The sequence below is a fragment of the Micromonospora sp. IBSANI012 genome, from assembly GCF_052814045.1.
Genome location: NZ_CP199933.1, coordinates 120,344 through 134,379 on the forward strand (window position 1 = coordinate 120,344; position 14,036 = coordinate 134,379).

Sequence of the window (14,036 nt, forward strand, 5' to 3'; positions counted from 1 at the left end):
GCTGGCCCGTCCGGCCCCCGCGACGTCGGATGATCGGCTACACGTATCCCTGCAATTCCGGCCATACCACCATGATCACGTTGACTTCGGAAGTGCTTCTCTCGTTACGGTCCGACCCGGTTTGTTCAGCTGACGAAAGGACCGGTCCGTGGCTGGTAGGCACTCCCGTCCCCGCATGTTCTCCTCGCCGGCCGGCATCGCCGCCACCGCCGCCGTGGGTGTCGTGCTCGCCGTCGGCGGCACCGTCGGCGCCGTGCAGCTGACCTCGGGCGAGGCGGCGGCCCCCGTCGTCGCCGACACCGTGCCGACTGCGGTCAGCCCCAGCGCCACCAGTTCGCCGAGCGCCACCGCGTCCCCCACCACCAGCCCGTCGCCGACCGTCACGGCCAGCCCGAAGGCCACCCGGTCCGCCCAGGCGGCCTCCCGGGCCAGGACCCGCACCGCCGCGCCGAAGCCGAGCGCGACGACGAAGAAGGCCGCCCCGAAGAGCACCGTGGTGGACAGCGGCTCGTGCGGCGCGTCCTTCTACGACGAGGGCCAGATGACGGCCAACGGCGAGACCTTCAACCCGGACGCGCTGACCGCCGCGCACAAGACGCTACCCTTCAACACCCGGGTCCGGGTCACCAACCCGGACAACGGCAAGTCGGTGACCGTCCGCATCAACGACCGTGGCCCGTTCATCGAGGGGCGCTGCCTCGACCTGTCCCGCGCCGCGTTCGAGACCATCGCTTCGGTGAGCCTGGGTGAGCTGACGGTGAAGTACGAGGTCCTCGGCTGACGGCGATCGGCTCGCCGTGACCGGCCGGCCGGTTGGAACACCCTCAATCGAGGGGTCAGGTTCATTCACCGGTGCACGTCCATCAGGCATGCTGTCCCTCGTACGCACGCATGCCTTCCAGTCGGGCCGCGGCCCGCTGAGTCCCGGATCCCGCGCCGGCGTCGGCGCGGCCCTCGGCCTGCTCACGATCATCTCGGCGGTGGAGCTGGCCGACGGCCGGGAAGCGCACTACGTGGCGCTGATGATGGCTGCCCCCATCCTGGCCGCCGCGTTCGCCTCCTGGCGGGTGGTGCTCGGGATCGGCCTGGTCGCCGCGGTGCTCGGGGCCAGCTTCGCGCTGACCGAGCCCACCCCGTCGCTGGTCACCGCCGTCGACCTCGCCGGGATCGCCTTCGCCAGCGGGATCGCTGCGGCGGTGGCGGCGCTGCGGCAGCGGCAGGGCGAGCAGATCGCCGAGCTGTCGAAGCTGGCGTCGGTCGCCCAGCAGGCGGTGCTGCGACCGCTCGGGCCGCAGGTGGGCACCCTCGCGGTGGCCGCCCGGTACATCTCCTCGACGGCCACCGCCGAGATCGGCGGCGACCTCTACGAGGCCATCGACACCCCGTACGGCGTCCGCATGATCATTGGGGACGTCCGGGGCAAGGGGCTGGACGCGGTCCGGCTGGCGAGCATCGTGCTGGGCTCGTACCGGCACGTCGCGTACGAGCGGGCCGACCTGCGCGCGGTGGTGGCCGACCTGGACCGGGCGGTGGCCCGCAACGTGGGCGACGAGGACTTCGTCACGGCGGCCGTGGTGGAGGAGCGGGGCGGGACGCTGACCATCGTCAACTGCGGCCACCCGTCACCGCTGCTGCTGCGCCGGGGCGCGGTGATCCCGCTGGAGCCGCCGGCGCCCGCCCCGCCGCTGGGGTTCATGCCGGTGGTGCGCCCCCGGGTGGAACGGCTGGAGCCCGGCGACCGGCTGCTGCTCTTCACCGACGGGCTCGGTGAGGCCCGGCGCGACGGTGAGTTCTTCCCGACCGCCGACCGGGCCTGGCGGCTGCTCGGTCACGGCACGGTCGGCGACGGCCTCGCCTCGCTGGAGACCGCGCTGGTGGAGTGGGTGCACGGGCGGCTGGACGACGACATCGCCCTGGTCCTGATGGAGTACACCGGCCCGCGTACCGGGGCGACCGTACCCGTGCCGAGCTGGGAGGTTGGCGCGGCGGAGGCGTGAGCCGCCCCGCCCTGCGCCGCCCTGCCGTACGCCGAACGAGAGCTGAACCGCAGGTGTGTAATCGCCGTCACTTCCCTGATCGGCTTGTCGGTAGCTACCGGTGAGTAATACAGTCGGGGTTACTGATCGGTAACACCTGTCCGGAAGCGGGGCCAGCGAGCATGACCCACTACAAGAGCAACCTTCGGGACCTCGAGTTCAACCTGTTCGAGGTCTTCGGGGCGGACCGGACGTTCGGCCAGGAGCCGTACTCGGACCTGGACGTCGACACCGCCCGCAGCTTCCTCTCCGAGGTCGACCGCCTGGCCCGGGAGGACCTCGCGGCCAGCTACACGGACAGCGACCGCAACCCGCCGGTCTTCGACCCGGCCACGCACACCGCGCCGCTGCCGGAGTCGTTCAAGAAGTCGTACCAGGCGTTCATGGACTCCGAGTTCTGGCGGCTGGACCTCCCCGACTCCCTCGGTGGCACCAACGCCCCGCGGGCGCTCTGGTGGTCCCTCGCCGAGCTGGTGCTCGGCGCGAACGCGCCGATCTGGATGTACGCCTCCGGCCCGTCCTTCGCGCACGTGCTGCACGTCGAGGGCACCGAGCAGCAGAAGAAGTGGGCGCGGCTCTTCATCGACAAGCAGTGGGGCTCCACCATGGTGCTCACCGAGCCGGACGCCGGCTCGGACGTGGGCGCCGGTCGGACCCGCGCGATCCAGCAGCCGGACGGCTCCTGGCACATCGAGGGCGTCAAGCGCTTCATCACCTCGGGTGAGCACGACCTGAGCGACAACATCGTCCACTACGTCCTGGCCCGTCCGGTCGGCGTCGAGGGCGTCGGCGGTCCGGGTACCAAGGGCCTGTCGCTCTTCGTGGTGCCGAAGTACCACTTCGACGAGAGCACCGGCGAGCTGGGCGAGCGCAACGGCGTCTTCGCCACCAACGTCGAGCACAAGATGGGCCTGAAGGTCTCCAACACCTGCGAGGTGACCTTCGGCGAGCACGGCGTGCCGGCCAAGGGTTGGCTGCTGGGTGAGAAGCACGACGGCATCCGGCAGATGTTCATGATCATCGAGTACGCCCGGATGATGGTCGGCACCAAGGCGATCGCCACCCTCTCCACCGGCTACCTGAACGCCCTTGAGTACGCCAAGAACCGGGTGCAGGGCGCCGACCTGATCCAGCAGGCCGACAAGGCCGCCCCGCGGGTGACCATCACCCACCACCCGGACGTGCGCCGCTCGCTGCTGCTGCAGAAGTCGTACGCCGAGGGCCTGCGCGCGCTGGTCTGCTACACCGCCAGCTGGCAGGACAAGGTCGCCATCGCCGAGGCGGCCGGCGACGAGAAGGCCACCAAGCTGGCCAAGCGGGTCAACGACCTGCTCCTTCCGCTGGTCAAGGGCGTCGGCTCGGAGCGCGCGTACGAGCTGCTGGGTCACGAGTCGCTGCAGACCTTCGGCGGCTCCGGCTTCCTCCAGGACTACCCGCTGGAGCAGTACGTCCGCGACGCCAAGATCGACACCCTGTACGAGGGCACCACCGCGATCCAGAGCCTCGACCTGATCTTCCGGAAGATCGTCCGGGACAACGGCAAGGCCCTGATGGCGGTCGCCGGCGAGATCCAGGAGTTCATCGCCACCGAGGGCGGCAACGGTCAGCTCAAGGAGGAGCGGCAGGCGCTGGGCAAGGCGCTCGCCGAGATCCAGACCATGCTCGGCGTGATGACCGGCTGGCTCGGCGAGGCGCAGGGCGGCGACACCCGCAGCCTCTACAAGGTCGGCCTGAGCAGCCGCCGCTTCCTGCTGGCCATCGGCGACCTGGTCGTCGGCTGGCTGCTGCAGAAGCAGGCGGACGTGGCCCTGCGCGCCCTGGCCGGCGAGGTCTCCGCCGCCGACAAGGCGTTCTACACCGGCAAGGTGGCCGCCGCCCGGTTCTTCGCCCGCGAGGTGCTGCCCCGCATCGGCGCCGACCGGCGGATCATCGAGGGCGTCGACCTGGAGATCATGGACCTCCCGGAGGAGGCGTTCTGATCCCCTCCGGGGTGATCAGCCCGGTTCGATCCTGACGGCGGCCGGCGAGCATCTGCTCGCCGGCCGCCGCCGTCGGTGCGGCACCGACCCGGGCCCGGGTCCTGGGTGCTCTGCCGTCGGTGTCGCACCCAGCTGGGCCCGAGTCGTGGGTGCTTTGCCGGCGTGTCGCCGTGCCCGCCGCCGCCTGCCGCGCCTTGCGGCATGTCGCGGTATCCGGCCCGTCGAACACCGCGACTCCGCCGCAAACCCGGGAGCCGCCCCAACGCCGCGCCGGACCCCCACCAGCCCGCGCCGACCCTCACCCGGCTGCCCGAGCCCCTCACCGGGCACCCGACCCGACACGCGCCCCACCGGGCCCAGCACCACCACGCAGGCCCGCGCATTTTCAGAGAAGGAGTGGCTATCCGAGTCGGGATAGCCACGCTTTCTCTGAATGTGCGCTCAGGGGGTGGCGGGGCGGAGGGCGGGATTCGCGGGGGCGGGACTGGTAGGCGGGCCGGTTGACGGGTAACCGTCGCGGACCACGTCAGGGGCACGCCCAGAGGCCACCGCACGGGGGAGTGCAGCGCACATGGGCATTGGTAGCGGAATCTTTCTCATCGCGCTGGGCGCGATCATGACCTTCGCCATCCGGGCCAACGTCTGGTGGATCGACCTGCGCGCGGTCGGCTGGGTGTTCATCCTGGCCGGGCTGGCCGTGCTGCTCACCACGCTCTGGTTCTGGCAGGACCGGCGCAAGCGGGCACGCACGCTGATCGTGGAGGAGAACCGCCTCTCCCATCCGACCGCGATGATGCCGCCGCCGCCCGACCCGCCGCCGCCCACCGCGCCACCGTCCTGACCCGCCCACCGCGCCACCGTCCTGACCCGCCGCCCGCGCTGCCGTCCACGCGCTGCCTGCCCCGGAGGTGCGGTCCGGGAAAGACGTACCGGCTCAGCCGCGGGCGGTGTGGCGGTTCACGATCGCCGCGCCGCCCGGTGCCAGGTCCGCCCACGGCGTCGCGGCCCGGTGCACCACCAGGTCGGTGGTGCGCAACCCCTCGGGATCCGCCCGTTCCGGGTCGAGCAGCGAAGACAGCAGCGAGATGCCGGGATTGTGGGCGATCAGCAGGACCGTCCGGGCCTTCGGCTCGGCCGCCCGGACCAGGGCGAGCAGGTCCTGCGGCTGCGCCTCGTACGCGGTCGGCTCGTAGCGCACCACGGGTGCCGACCCCGCCGGTCCCCCTTCCGGCGGGGATCCCGTCATGCCCATCGCCACGTCGTGCCAGGTCTGCCGGGTGCGCCGGGACGACGAACAGAGCACCACCTCGGGCAGCAGGCCGTGCCGGGCCAGCCAGGCTCCGGCGGCGGCCGAGTCGGCGTGCCCGCGTGCGGTCAGCCGACGTTCGACGTCCGGGGCGTCCCCGGCGGGTAGTTCGGCCTTGGCGTGCCGGAGCAGCACCAGGGTCCGTTCCTCGGCGTGGGCGTCCGTCATGCGCCCAGCTTGCCTGATTGGCGATCGGAGCGCCTGGGTAAGTCGATGTGTGCCGCACGCTCACCGATGGCCGCGGCGGTCGGATACGCCAATGGACATGCCAAGGAGGCGACATCATGGGCATCGGTGCCAGCATCTTCCTCATCGCGCTGGGCGCGATCTTCGCGTTCGCCATCGACGCGAACCTGGGATGGCTCAACCTGAACGTCGTCGGCTGGGTGTTGATGCTCGCCGGCGTCGCCGGGCTGCTCACCACCCTCTACTTCTGGAACACCCGCCGCCGCACCGTGGTGGCCACCCCGGTGCGCGAGGACCGCGTGGTGGCCGACCGGGTCGTGCCGGTGCAGGACGACCGGGTGGTGCGGGAGGAGTACCGCGAGGTGCGCCGCCCCGGTTACCCGACCTGATCCCCGCGCAGACGTCGGGGCCCCGCATCGGTGCGGGGCCCCGCACCATGTCCGGCCGGGCCGGCGGTGGGCTTCTGCCTCAGGCGAAGAGCGCGAAGTAGATGGCGATGTGGTGGCAGAGCGCCGCGAGCAGGGTGCAGGCGTGGAAGAACTCGTGGTGGCCGAAGACGGTGGGCCACGGGTTGGGCCGGCGCAGGGCGTAGAAGACCGCGCCGACACTGTAGATCGCGCCGCCGACGGCGAGCAGGACCAGCGCGGTCACCCCGCCCTGGTGCAGGATCTGCGGCAGCATCGCCACCGAGACCCAGCCGAGCGCCAGGTAGAGCGGCGCGGACACCCAGCGGGGCGCGTGCGGCCAGACCAGCTTCAGCGCCACGCCGGCCAGCGCCCCGCCCCAGACCACGCTGAGCATGATGGTGGCCATCCGGCGGTCGAGCAGCAGCGCGCAGAACGGCGTGTAGGTGCCGGCGATGAACACGAAGATCATCGAATGGTCCAGCCGGCGCATGATCTGGTAGCCCCGCTCGGACCACACCCGCCGGTGGTAGAGGGCGCTGGTGCCGAAGAGCCCGCAGACGGTGAGGCTGTAGATCAGGCAGCTCACCAGGGGTGCCCAGCCCGGGCGGGTGGCCGCGATCGCGCACAGGACGATGCCGCAGACGAGCGCGACGAAGAAGGCGTAGGTGTGCAGCCAGCCGCGCATCCGGGGCTTCCCGATGTCGACCGGCTTGAGCCGGAGCGGTGCGGAGGTGGTCACGGATACAGGTTACGGCACCGTAGGTTACCTGCGGGTAGTGCGTCTGGTCACCCGCCGCGGCGCGCGTGCGCGGGCCCTGCCCGTCGGATCGATCGGGGAGGATGGCGGGATGCGGATCCGACCCGTCGGCCGACACGCCCTCATGCTCGACTGCGACGACCCCGACCAGGTGGAGGCGTGGCGCGCCGAGCTGTGGCACCGCCGCGACGCCGGTGAGCTGACCGCCGTCGAGATCGTCCCGGCCGCGGCTACCGTCCTGCTCGACGGCGTACCGGACCCGGCGGCCGTCGCCGCGCGGATCGCCGGGTGGACCCCCCGGCCGGTCGCCGTTCCGGCCGCCGCCGCCCAGGTCGAGGTTCCCACCGTGTACGACGGGGAGGACCTGCCCGTCGTCGCCGGGCACTGGGGCGTGACCGTGCCCGAGGTGGTGCGACGACTGCGGGAGACCGCGTTCCGGGTGGCGTTCTGCGGCTTCGCGCCCGGGTTCGCGTACCTGACCGGGCTGCCGCCGGAGTGGGTGGTGCCCCGGCTGCCCAGCCCGCGTACCCGGGTGCCGGCCGGGTCGGTGGCGCTCGCCGGGCCGTACGCGGGGATCTACCCGACCGCCTCGCCGGGCGGGTGGCTGCTGGTCGGGCGCACCGGGCTGACCCTGTTCGACGTGCGCGCCGACCCGCCGGCCCGGCTCACCCCCGGCACCCGGGTCCGGCTGGTGGCCGCGTGACCGACCTGATCGAGGTACGCCGGGCCGGCCCGCTCACCACCGTCCAGGACCTCGGCCGACGTGGGTACGCGCATCTCGGCGTACCCCGGTCGGGGGCGCTCGACCCGGCGGCGCTGGCGCTGGCCAACCGCCTGGTGGGGAACCCGGTCTCCGCCGCCGGCCTGGAGATCACCCTGACCGGCTGCGAGCTGCGGCCGACCCGGGCCGTCATGGTCGCGGTGACCGGGGCCGACGCCGACGTCCGGGTGGGCCCGCGACCGGGTGACGTGGGCCGGGCGCTCGCGGTGCCGGCCGGCGCGGTGCTGCGGATCGGGCCGGCCCGCGACGGGCTGCGCAACTGGCTGGCGGTCAGCGGCGGGATCGCGGTCGAACCGGTGCTCGGCAGCCGCGCCACCGACACCCTCTCCGGCCTCGGTCCGCCCCCGGTACGCGACGGTGACCGCCTCCCGCTCGGCCCGTGGCCCGGGCCGCCGCCACCGGTGGACGTGACCGTCGGTCGGCCCCCGAGCGGCGAGCTGCGGCTGACCCTGCGCCCCGGGCCGCGGGCCGACTGGTTCACCCCGGACGCGCTCGACCGGCTGTTCGACACCCCGTACACGGTCAGCCCGGTGGGCGACCGGGTCGGCGCGCGACTGACCGGCGCGCCGCTGCCCCGCGCGGTGGCCGGTGAACTGCCCAGTGAGGGGATCGTGCTCGGGGCGGTGCAGGTGCCGGCCGACGGCCAGCCGCTGGTCTTCCTGGCCGACCACCCCACCACCGGCGGGTACCCCGTCATCGGGGTGGTGGACGACGTGACCGCGCTCGCGCAGGCCCGGCCAGGGACTACGGTGAGGTTCCATGGACCTCAACGCTGACCTCGGCGAGGGATTCGGCATCTGGCGGCTCGGCGACGACGACGCGCTGCTGGACCTGGTCACCTCGGCCAACGTCGCCTGCGGCTTCCACGGCGGTGACCCGTCGACCATGCGGCGGGTCTGCGCCGCGGCCGCCGATCGCGGCGTGGCCATCGGCGCCCAGGTCGGCTACCGCGACCTCGCCGGCTTCGGCCGCCGGCACATCGAGTACGCCTTCACCGACCTGCGCGACGAGGTCACCTACCAGCTCGGCGCCCTGGACGCGTTCTGCCGGCTGTTCCGCACCCGGGTCCGCTACCTCAAGCCGCACGGCGCGCTCTACCACGCGGCGGCCGTCGACGAGTCGCAGGCCGCCGCCCTGGTCGCCGCCGTCAGCGGGTACGACGACCAGCTGCCGATCCTCTGCGCCCCCGGCTCGAAGCTCGCCCAGCTCGCCGTCGGGGCGGGCCTGCGGATGGTCGCCGAGGGCTTCGCCGACCGGGGCTACCTGCCCAACGGCTCGCTGGTGCCCCGCACCGCGCTCGGCGCGCTGGTCACCGACCCGGAGGAGGTGGCCGCCCGGGCCGTACGGATGGCCACCGAGCGCACCGTCGTCGCGGTCGACGGCACCGTCATCCCGTGCGCGGTCGGCTCGATCTGCCTGCACGGTGACACCCCGGGCGCGGTCGCCTCGGCGGCCCTGGTGCGGGCCGCGCTGCTCGACGCGGGCGTCACCTTGAAGCCGTTCGTCTGACGTCCCGCTCCGGGGTCACCGAATCATGCCGCCGAGGCCACGGCCCGGGGCGGCCTGGTGCCTCGTTCAGGCGTCCAGGCCGCGCAGCACCAGCGGCAGGCGCGTCGCGCCACCCTCGACCACCCGCACCGGTACGCCCCAGTCCTGCCGGGTCAGGTGGCAGGCGGCGTGCTCGACGTCCTTGTCGCAGGTGGCCGCCTGGGCGGTCACCTGGAGCACCCCGCCGGCCACCGCCCCGTCGATCACCAGCCGACGGGACAGGTCGGTGGTGGTGCCGGCCCCCTCGACCAGCAGCTCCGCCGGGGAGGCGGAGACCACCAGCCGGGTCGACGGGCCGTACGTCTCGTCCAGCTTCTGCCCGGGCGCGGGCGTGAAGATCACGTCGAGGGTCAGCTCGCCGGCCGCCACGTCCGTCGGCTTACGCTCCACCTGGTGCCGGGGGCCGTTCACGGTGCTCGCCCCGGCCGCCGTGAGCGTGCCCGGCGCCAGTCGGGTCAGCCGGTGCGCGGACGACTCGACCACCAGCACGTCACCGTCGGCGGTGAGCACGATGCCGCTCGGCTCGGCCAGGCCGTCGGCCACCGTGGCGACCTGGTCGGTCTCCGGGTCGAAGCGGCGCACCGCGCCGTTGTAGGTGTCGGCGATCAGCACCGAACCGTCCGGCAGCGCGCACACCCCGAGCGGGTGCTGCAGCAGCGCCCGGTCGGCCGGACCGTCCACGTGGCCGAAGTCGAAGAGGCCCTGCCCCACTGCGGTGGCCATCATGCCGTTCTCGACGTAGCGGAGCGCGCTGGTCTCGCTGTCGGCCACCCAGAGCCGGGTGCCGTCGGCCGAGACGGAGAGCCCGGAGGGCTGCGCCATCCACACGTCCGGCAGCGGACCGTCGCGCAGCGCCTCCACGGTGGTGCCGGCGTACATGCCGGCGGTGCGGCGGATCGGGTCGAACCACCAGAGCTGGTGGATGCCGGCCATCGCGATGACGACCTTGTCGTCGTACCAGGCCAGGTCCCAGGGGGAGGAGAGGTCGACCGAGAGCGCGTCGTGCGCGTGGTCGTCGACCGAGGAACGCCACTGCCGGCCGGTGCCGGCGACCGTCACCACCTCGCCGGTCGCGAGCCGTACGCCGCGCAGCAGGTGGTTGACGGTGTCCGCGACCACCAGGTCGTAGCCGGCCACCTCGGCGACGTGCGCGGGGAGCAGGCAGAGCCCCTGCGGCTCGGAAAAGCTGGCCGCGTCGGCCGGCCCGTCGGCCCGACCCCGCTCGCCGGAGCCGATCCGCCGGACCAGGCTCTCACCGTCGGGGGCCAGCTCGGCCAGGGAGTGCCGGGCCGAATCCGAGACCAGCAGGTTGCCACCGTCGAGCACCACGGCCTTGCCGGGGAAGCGCAGCGTGGTCTCCGGCTCCGCCGGCGGGACGTACGGGCCGTCGCCCCGGTGCAGGGTGCCCTTCGCCGTGTGGGTGGCGACCAGGTCGTCGACCAGGCGGGTCAGCCCCTCGGCGTGGCCCTCGCCGGCCATGGTGGCCACCACGTACCCCTCGGGGTCGACCACGGCCAGGGTCGGCCAGGCCTTCGCCGCGTACTGGCCCCACATGTCCAGCTCGGGGTCGTCCAGCACCGGGTGGTGCACCCCGTACCGCTCGACGGCGGCGGCCAGCGCGTCCGGGTCCTTCTCGTGCTCGAACTTCGGCGAGTGCACGCCGATCACGACGAGCACGTCGGCGTACTTCTCCTCCAGCGGGCGCAGCTCGTCGAGCACGTGCAGGCAGTTGATGCAGCAGAAGGTCCAGAAGTCCAGCAGGACGATCCGGCCGCGCAGGTCGGCGAGCTTCAGCTCCCGCCCACCGGTGTTCAGCCAGCCCCGACCGTGCAGCTCAGGAGCCCGTACGCGTGCGCTCATGACTCCAGTCTGCCGGATGCCGGGCCGCCGCCACGGCGTGACCCCGCGCGTGGTCGATCACGCCACAGCGGATACGACGGCGGGGCCACGGATCACCGTGGCCCCGCCGCCGGAACGTGCTACTTGGCGGCCGGCTTGAGGCAGAGCACCCGGTCGGCGCCGCTGCCCGGCAGCACCACGTGCGGCTGGGTCGGGTCGGCGCACTTCTCCTTCGCGTCGACCTTGGAGACCACGGTGAACGCGTTCGGCTCGCCGCAGTCCACCTCGGTCGCGCCGTTGCCGGACTGCTTCACACAGGAGCCCACCTTGAACGGCTCCTCCTCCCCGCCGATCTTGCCCAGCAGGCTGAGCAGGCCGAGCGGGATGGCGAGGATCAGCACCGCCACGATCAGCACCATGGCCAGCACCCGGCCGTTGCGGACCTTCGGCGCCGGCTGCTCGACCTTCGGCTCCGCGTCCGGCTTGAACGCGTTGAAGCGTCCCTGCTCGGGCTCCGGATCCTGGTGCCAGGCGCCCGGACCGGGCTGGTTGGCCGGCGGGAAGGGTTGCCCGGCGGGCGGGAACTGCTGACCCGCGGGCGGGAACTGCGGCCCGGCCGGCGGGAACTGCGGCCCCGCCTGGGGGAACGGCGCCGTGCCACCGCCGTGGGCCGGGTCGTGGGCCGGGTGGCCGTAACCGGGGACCGCACCGGCGGCCGGACCGCCGCCGGCCGGGCCGGCGCCGAACGGCTCGGCCGGGCGGTCGCCGGGGCCGTGCGGGCGGGTCCCGTTCATCGGCCGGTTGTTGCTGGCCGGGTCCGCGAAGGCCGGGATGGCGCCCGGGAACGCCGGCGGCGCGGCGGGCGAGGTGGGCGGCGCGGACGAGGGAGCCTCGGAGCCGAAGCCGGGCGGGCCGGACGGCCGCTCCGGCTCGTCGAAGCGCCGCCGGTCCTGGTCCTCGTAGCGCTGCTGGTCCTCGAAGCGCTGCTGGCCGTCGAAGGACTGCTGGCCGTCGAAGGACTGCTGCTCGGCGAAGCGGGGCGGGGAGTCGTGCTCGGCCTGCTGGCCGTCGTACTCCTCGACCGGCTCGTCCACCGGCTCCGGGCGGGCCGGCCGGCCGTACACCCGGGGCTGCGGGGCACCCGTGGCGCCCGGCCGCACGGCCTGGTCGGTCGGGGGCATCACCCGGCTGGCCAGCGGCACCGACGCGCTCGCCGACGCCCGCCCGGCAGCGGACTCGTCGGCAACCGGCACAGCGGCGCGCCCGGCCCCGTCGGCCTCCGGCGAGGTACGCGGCCCGGGCACCACCGGCCCGGCCGGCGACTGCGACTCCTCGCCGGAACCCCAGCCCGCCCGTTCCGGCTCGTACGCCGACGGCGCGTCCGCACGCCCGGCCGGCTCGAAGGAGGACTGGTCGGCGGCGCCACCGAACTGGGCCGGCGGGACGTAGTCGGCCGGCGGCGTGGCGGCCAGGCTGGCGCCCGGCACCCGCTGCTCCTGCGGCGGCAGGGGCACCGCGTTGGCCGGCGAGATGCCGGGTGCCGGCGCCGGCTGGTAGATCGGTGCCTCGTCGGCGCGCTGGGGCTCCCAGGCGTCGCCGGCCTGTCGCTGCGCGGGTGCGGCCTCGGCGCGTCCCCAGGCCTCCTCGGCCGCCCACGGCTCGGCGTCCGGCACGGCCGGACGGTCGGCACCGGCCCGCTGCGACGGGTTGTCGGCGTCCGCCCCCCAGGCCGGCGGGCTGCCCGGGACCGCGACGGAGGCGGTCGCCCGGGCGGGCTGCTCCGGGGGCGTCCAGCCGCCCGACTCGGGTCGGTCGTCCTGTCCGGGCACGGCGGCCGCGCCCCAGGAACCGGCGCCACGGGCCGGCTCGTCCGCGGCACCGCCCCAACCGTCGGCGGCCTGCTGCTCGGCGCGGGCCTCCCAGTGGGTGGGCGCCGGTGCGCCGGCGGCGTCCCACGACTGCGGCGACCGCTCGTCCGCCTGCGGGGCGTTGTTCCACCCGCCGGCGCCGGTGGCGTTGTCCGGGGCGGCGGTGTTCCAGCCACCGGAGCGGGCGGCGTCGTCCTGGCCGGTGTTCCACCCGCCCGAGCGGGCCGGGTCGTCCTGCGGCGAGTGGGCGGCGTTCCAGCCGCCGGAGCGCGCCGGGTCGTCCTCCGTGGACCATCCGTCGGCCGCCGGGTTGTCGTGCTGCGGCACCTGCGCGGCGCCGCGCGCGCCGGTGTCGGGCTGCGCCCACGCGGGCACGGCCTGTTCCGGCTGCTGCTGCGGCGGCACGGGTACCGAGGCGCGGCCGGCGGATCGGGGCGCATCGTCCTGGGTGGACGGCACGTTCCACCCGCCGGAGCGGACCGCGTCGTCCTGCGGCGGCTGGGTCTCGCCACCCCAGCCGTCGGCCTGCTCCTGGGGCGCGGCTGCGCCGTTCCAGCCGGTGGACTGCTCGTGCTGCCCGGCGCCGACGTGCCGACCGCCCGAAGTGGACGCCTCGTGGGACGCGGCCCCGCCGGCGTTCCAGCCGCCGTTGCCCGCGGCGTCCTGGTCCTGGCCCGGCGTGCCGGCGTTCCAGCCGCCGGAGCGGGCCGGGTCGTCCTGGGCCGGAGTGTTCCAGCCGCCGGAGTGGGCCGGCTCGTCGTGCGGCGGCGCGGCGGCCCAGCCGTTGGCGGCCTGGTCCTGCTGCCCGGCGTTCCAGCCGCCGGAGGCGGCCGGGTCGGCGGAGGCGGGCCAGGCGTCGTTCGGCTGGGGCACCCGGGCGGCGCCACGGGCGCCGGAGTCGGGCTGCGACCACGCGGGGGCGGCCTGCTCGGGCTGCGCCCAGGCGGGCTGTGCCGGCTCGCCCGGCCCGGCGGGCTGGCCGGGTACGGAGGCGGCGGCCCAGGCGGCGGCGGGCTGGTCGGACTGGGCGGCCCAGGCGGGCTGCGGCGCGGCCCACTGGCCGGGCTGCGCCGGCTCGCCCTGCTGCGGCACCTGCGCGGCGCCCCACGCCGGGGGCTGCTCCTGCGCGGCGGCCCAGGCCGGGGCGGCCTGATCCGGTCGGCCGGCCGGTGGTGGTGGCGCCCAGCCCAGGTCCGGGGCGGCGGGGTTGCCGTACCCGGTGTCCTGCTGCGTCTGTCGGTCGCCGTACGGCGCCGGTCCACCGGCGCCCGGCGGCACCTGGTCCGGCTCCTGGCCGGGGCGGTGCTGGCCCTCGGACGTCATGGGTGC

General features: G+C 74.5%; 12 protein-coding genes. 8 read left to right on the top strand and 4 right to left on the bottom strand.

Annotation, left to right across the window (positions count from 1 at the left end; genetic code table 11):
* The first annotated feature begins 148 nt into the window (after nucleotides 1-148).
* The 4 genes from ACTWM8_RS00620 (at nucleotide 149) to ACTWM8_RS00635 (ending at nucleotide 4,856) form a co-directional block, all read left to right on the top strand.
* Nucleotides 149-781 (top strand): septal ring lytic transglycosylase RlpA family protein, encoded by a 633-nt coding sequence (locus ACTWM8_RS00620; protein WP_446212079.1) that lies wholly within the window; start codon nucleotides 149-151, stop codon nucleotides 779-781.
* Nucleotides 782-869: 88 nt separating this feature from the next.
* Nucleotides 870-1,997, top strand: coding sequence for a PP2C family protein-serine/threonine phosphatase (locus ACTWM8_RS00625; protein ID WP_358001357.1), 1,128 nt, complete (start codon nucleotides 870-872; stop codon nucleotides 1,995-1,997).
* A 161-nt stretch (nucleotides 1,998-2,158) separates the two neighbouring features.
* Nucleotides 2,159-4,015: an acyl-CoA dehydrogenase gene (locus tag ACTWM8_RS00630; RefSeq protein ID WP_446212080.1), complete on the top strand. Its 1,857-nt coding sequence runs from the start codon at nucleotides 2,159-2,161 to the stop codon at nucleotides 4,013-4,015.
* A gap of 571 nt (nucleotides 4,016-4,586) precedes the next feature.
* Nucleotides 4,587-4,856: a DUF6458 family protein gene (locus ACTWM8_RS00635; RefSeq protein WP_067300694.1), complete on the top strand. Its 270-nt coding sequence runs from the start codon at nucleotides 4,587-4,589 to the stop codon at nucleotides 4,854-4,856.
* A 93-nt stretch (nucleotides 4,857-4,949) separates the two neighbouring features.
* Here the strand turns inward: ACTWM8_RS00635 and ACTWM8_RS00640 are convergent, their stop codons facing one another.
* On the bottom strand, nucleotides 4,950-5,489 hold the full coding sequence (locus tag ACTWM8_RS00640; RefSeq protein ID WP_446212081.1) for a SixA phosphatase family protein: 540 nt from the start codon (nucleotides 5,487-5,489) through the stop codon (nucleotides 4,950-4,952).
* A gap of 116 nt (nucleotides 5,490-5,605) precedes the next feature.
* On the opposite strand from ACTWM8_RS00640, the gene ACTWM8_RS00645 reads away from it, so the two are divergent.
* Entirely contained in the window at nucleotides 5,606-5,896 is a 291-nt protein-coding gene (locus tag ACTWM8_RS00645; protein WP_088959551.1) for a DUF6458 family protein, read from the top strand.
* A 79-nt stretch (nucleotides 5,897-5,975) separates the two neighbouring features.
* Here the strand turns inward: ACTWM8_RS00645 and trhA are convergent, their stop codons facing one another.
* Nucleotides 5,976-6,653 carry a PAQR family membrane homeostasis protein TrhA gene (trhA, locus tag ACTWM8_RS00650; RefSeq protein ID WP_377612493.1) on the bottom strand — a complete coding sequence of 226 codons (678 nt, stop codon included), beginning with the start codon at nucleotides 6,651-6,653 and terminating at the stop codon, nucleotides 5,976-5,978.
* Between the two features lie 109 nt (nucleotides 6,654-6,762).
* On the opposite strand from trhA, the gene ACTWM8_RS00655 reads away from it, so the two are divergent.
* From ACTWM8_RS00655 to ACTWM8_RS00665, 3 genes are read left to right on the top strand one after another with little or no spacing between them, the layout of a single operon-like run.
* Nucleotides 6,763-7,374 (top strand): 5-oxoprolinase subunit B family protein, encoded by a 612-nt coding sequence (locus ACTWM8_RS00655; protein WP_446212082.1) that lies wholly within the window; start codon nucleotides 6,763-6,765, stop codon nucleotides 7,372-7,374.
* Nucleotides 7,272-8,228, top strand: coding sequence for a 5-oxoprolinase subunit C family protein (locus tag ACTWM8_RS00660; RefSeq protein WP_446212083.1), 957 nt, complete (start codon nucleotides 7,272-7,274; stop codon nucleotides 8,226-8,228). Before ACTWM8_RS00655 ends, ACTWM8_RS00660 begins: the two co-directional genes overlap by 103 nt.
* On the top strand, nucleotides 8,212-8,961 hold the full coding sequence (locus tag ACTWM8_RS00665; RefSeq protein ID WP_446212084.1) for a LamB/YcsF family protein: 750 nt from the start codon (nucleotides 8,212-8,214) through the stop codon (nucleotides 8,959-8,961). Before ACTWM8_RS00660 ends, ACTWM8_RS00665 begins: the two co-directional genes overlap by 17 nt.
* A 66-nt stretch (nucleotides 8,962-9,027) precedes the next feature.
* Here ACTWM8_RS00665 and ACTWM8_RS00670 read toward each other — a convergent pair whose 3' ends face one another.
* Together ACTWM8_RS00670 and ACTWM8_RS00675 are read right to left on the bottom strand one after the other, a co-directional pair.
* A complete protein-coding gene (locus tag ACTWM8_RS00670) occupies nucleotides 9,028-10,860 on the bottom strand; it encodes an NHL domain-containing thioredoxin family protein (protein ID WP_446212085.1) in 1,833 nt (610 codons plus the stop codon).
* 119 nt (nucleotides 10,861-10,979) lie between these two features.
* Entirely contained in the window at nucleotides 10,980-14,030 is a 3,051-nt protein-coding gene (locus ACTWM8_RS00675) for an LppU/SCO3897 family protein (protein ID WP_446212086.1), read from the bottom strand.
* Nucleotides 14,031-14,036: the final 6 nt, after the last annotated feature.

Coding starts and splice junctions, on each gene's coding strand:
- ACTWM8_RS00635 (WP_067300694.1), top strand. CDS start 4,587: ATGGGCATTGGTAGCGGAATCTTTCTCATCGCGCTGGGCGCGATCATG.
- ACTWM8_RS00675 (WP_446212086.1), bottom strand. CDS start 14,030: ATGACGTCCGAGGGCCAGCACCGCCCCGGCCAGGAGCCGGACCAGGTG.
- ACTWM8_RS00670 (WP_446212085.1), bottom strand. CDS start 10,860: ATGAGCGCACGCGTACGGGCTCCTGAGCTGCACGGTCGGGGCTGGCTG.
- ACTWM8_RS00665 (WP_446212084.1), top strand. CDS start 8,212: ATGGACCTCAACGCTGACCTCGGCGAGGGATTCGGCATCTGGCGGCTC.
- ACTWM8_RS00655 (WP_446212082.1), top strand. CDS start 6,763: ATGCGGATCCGACCCGTCGGCCGACACGCCCTCATGCTCGACTGCGAC.
- ACTWM8_RS00630 (WP_446212080.1), top strand. CDS start 2,159: ATGACCCACTACAAGAGCAACCTTCGGGACCTCGAGTTCAACCTGTTC.
- ACTWM8_RS00645 (WP_088959551.1), top strand. CDS start 5,606: ATGGGCATCGGTGCCAGCATCTTCCTCATCGCGCTGGGCGCGATCTTC.
- ACTWM8_RS00640 (WP_446212081.1), bottom strand. CDS start 5,489: ATGACGGACGCCCACGCCGAGGAACGGACCCTGGTGCTGCTCCGGCAC.
- ACTWM8_RS00625 (WP_358001357.1), top strand. CDS start 870: ATGCTGTCCCTCGTACGCACGCATGCCTTCCAGTCGGGCCGCGGCCCG.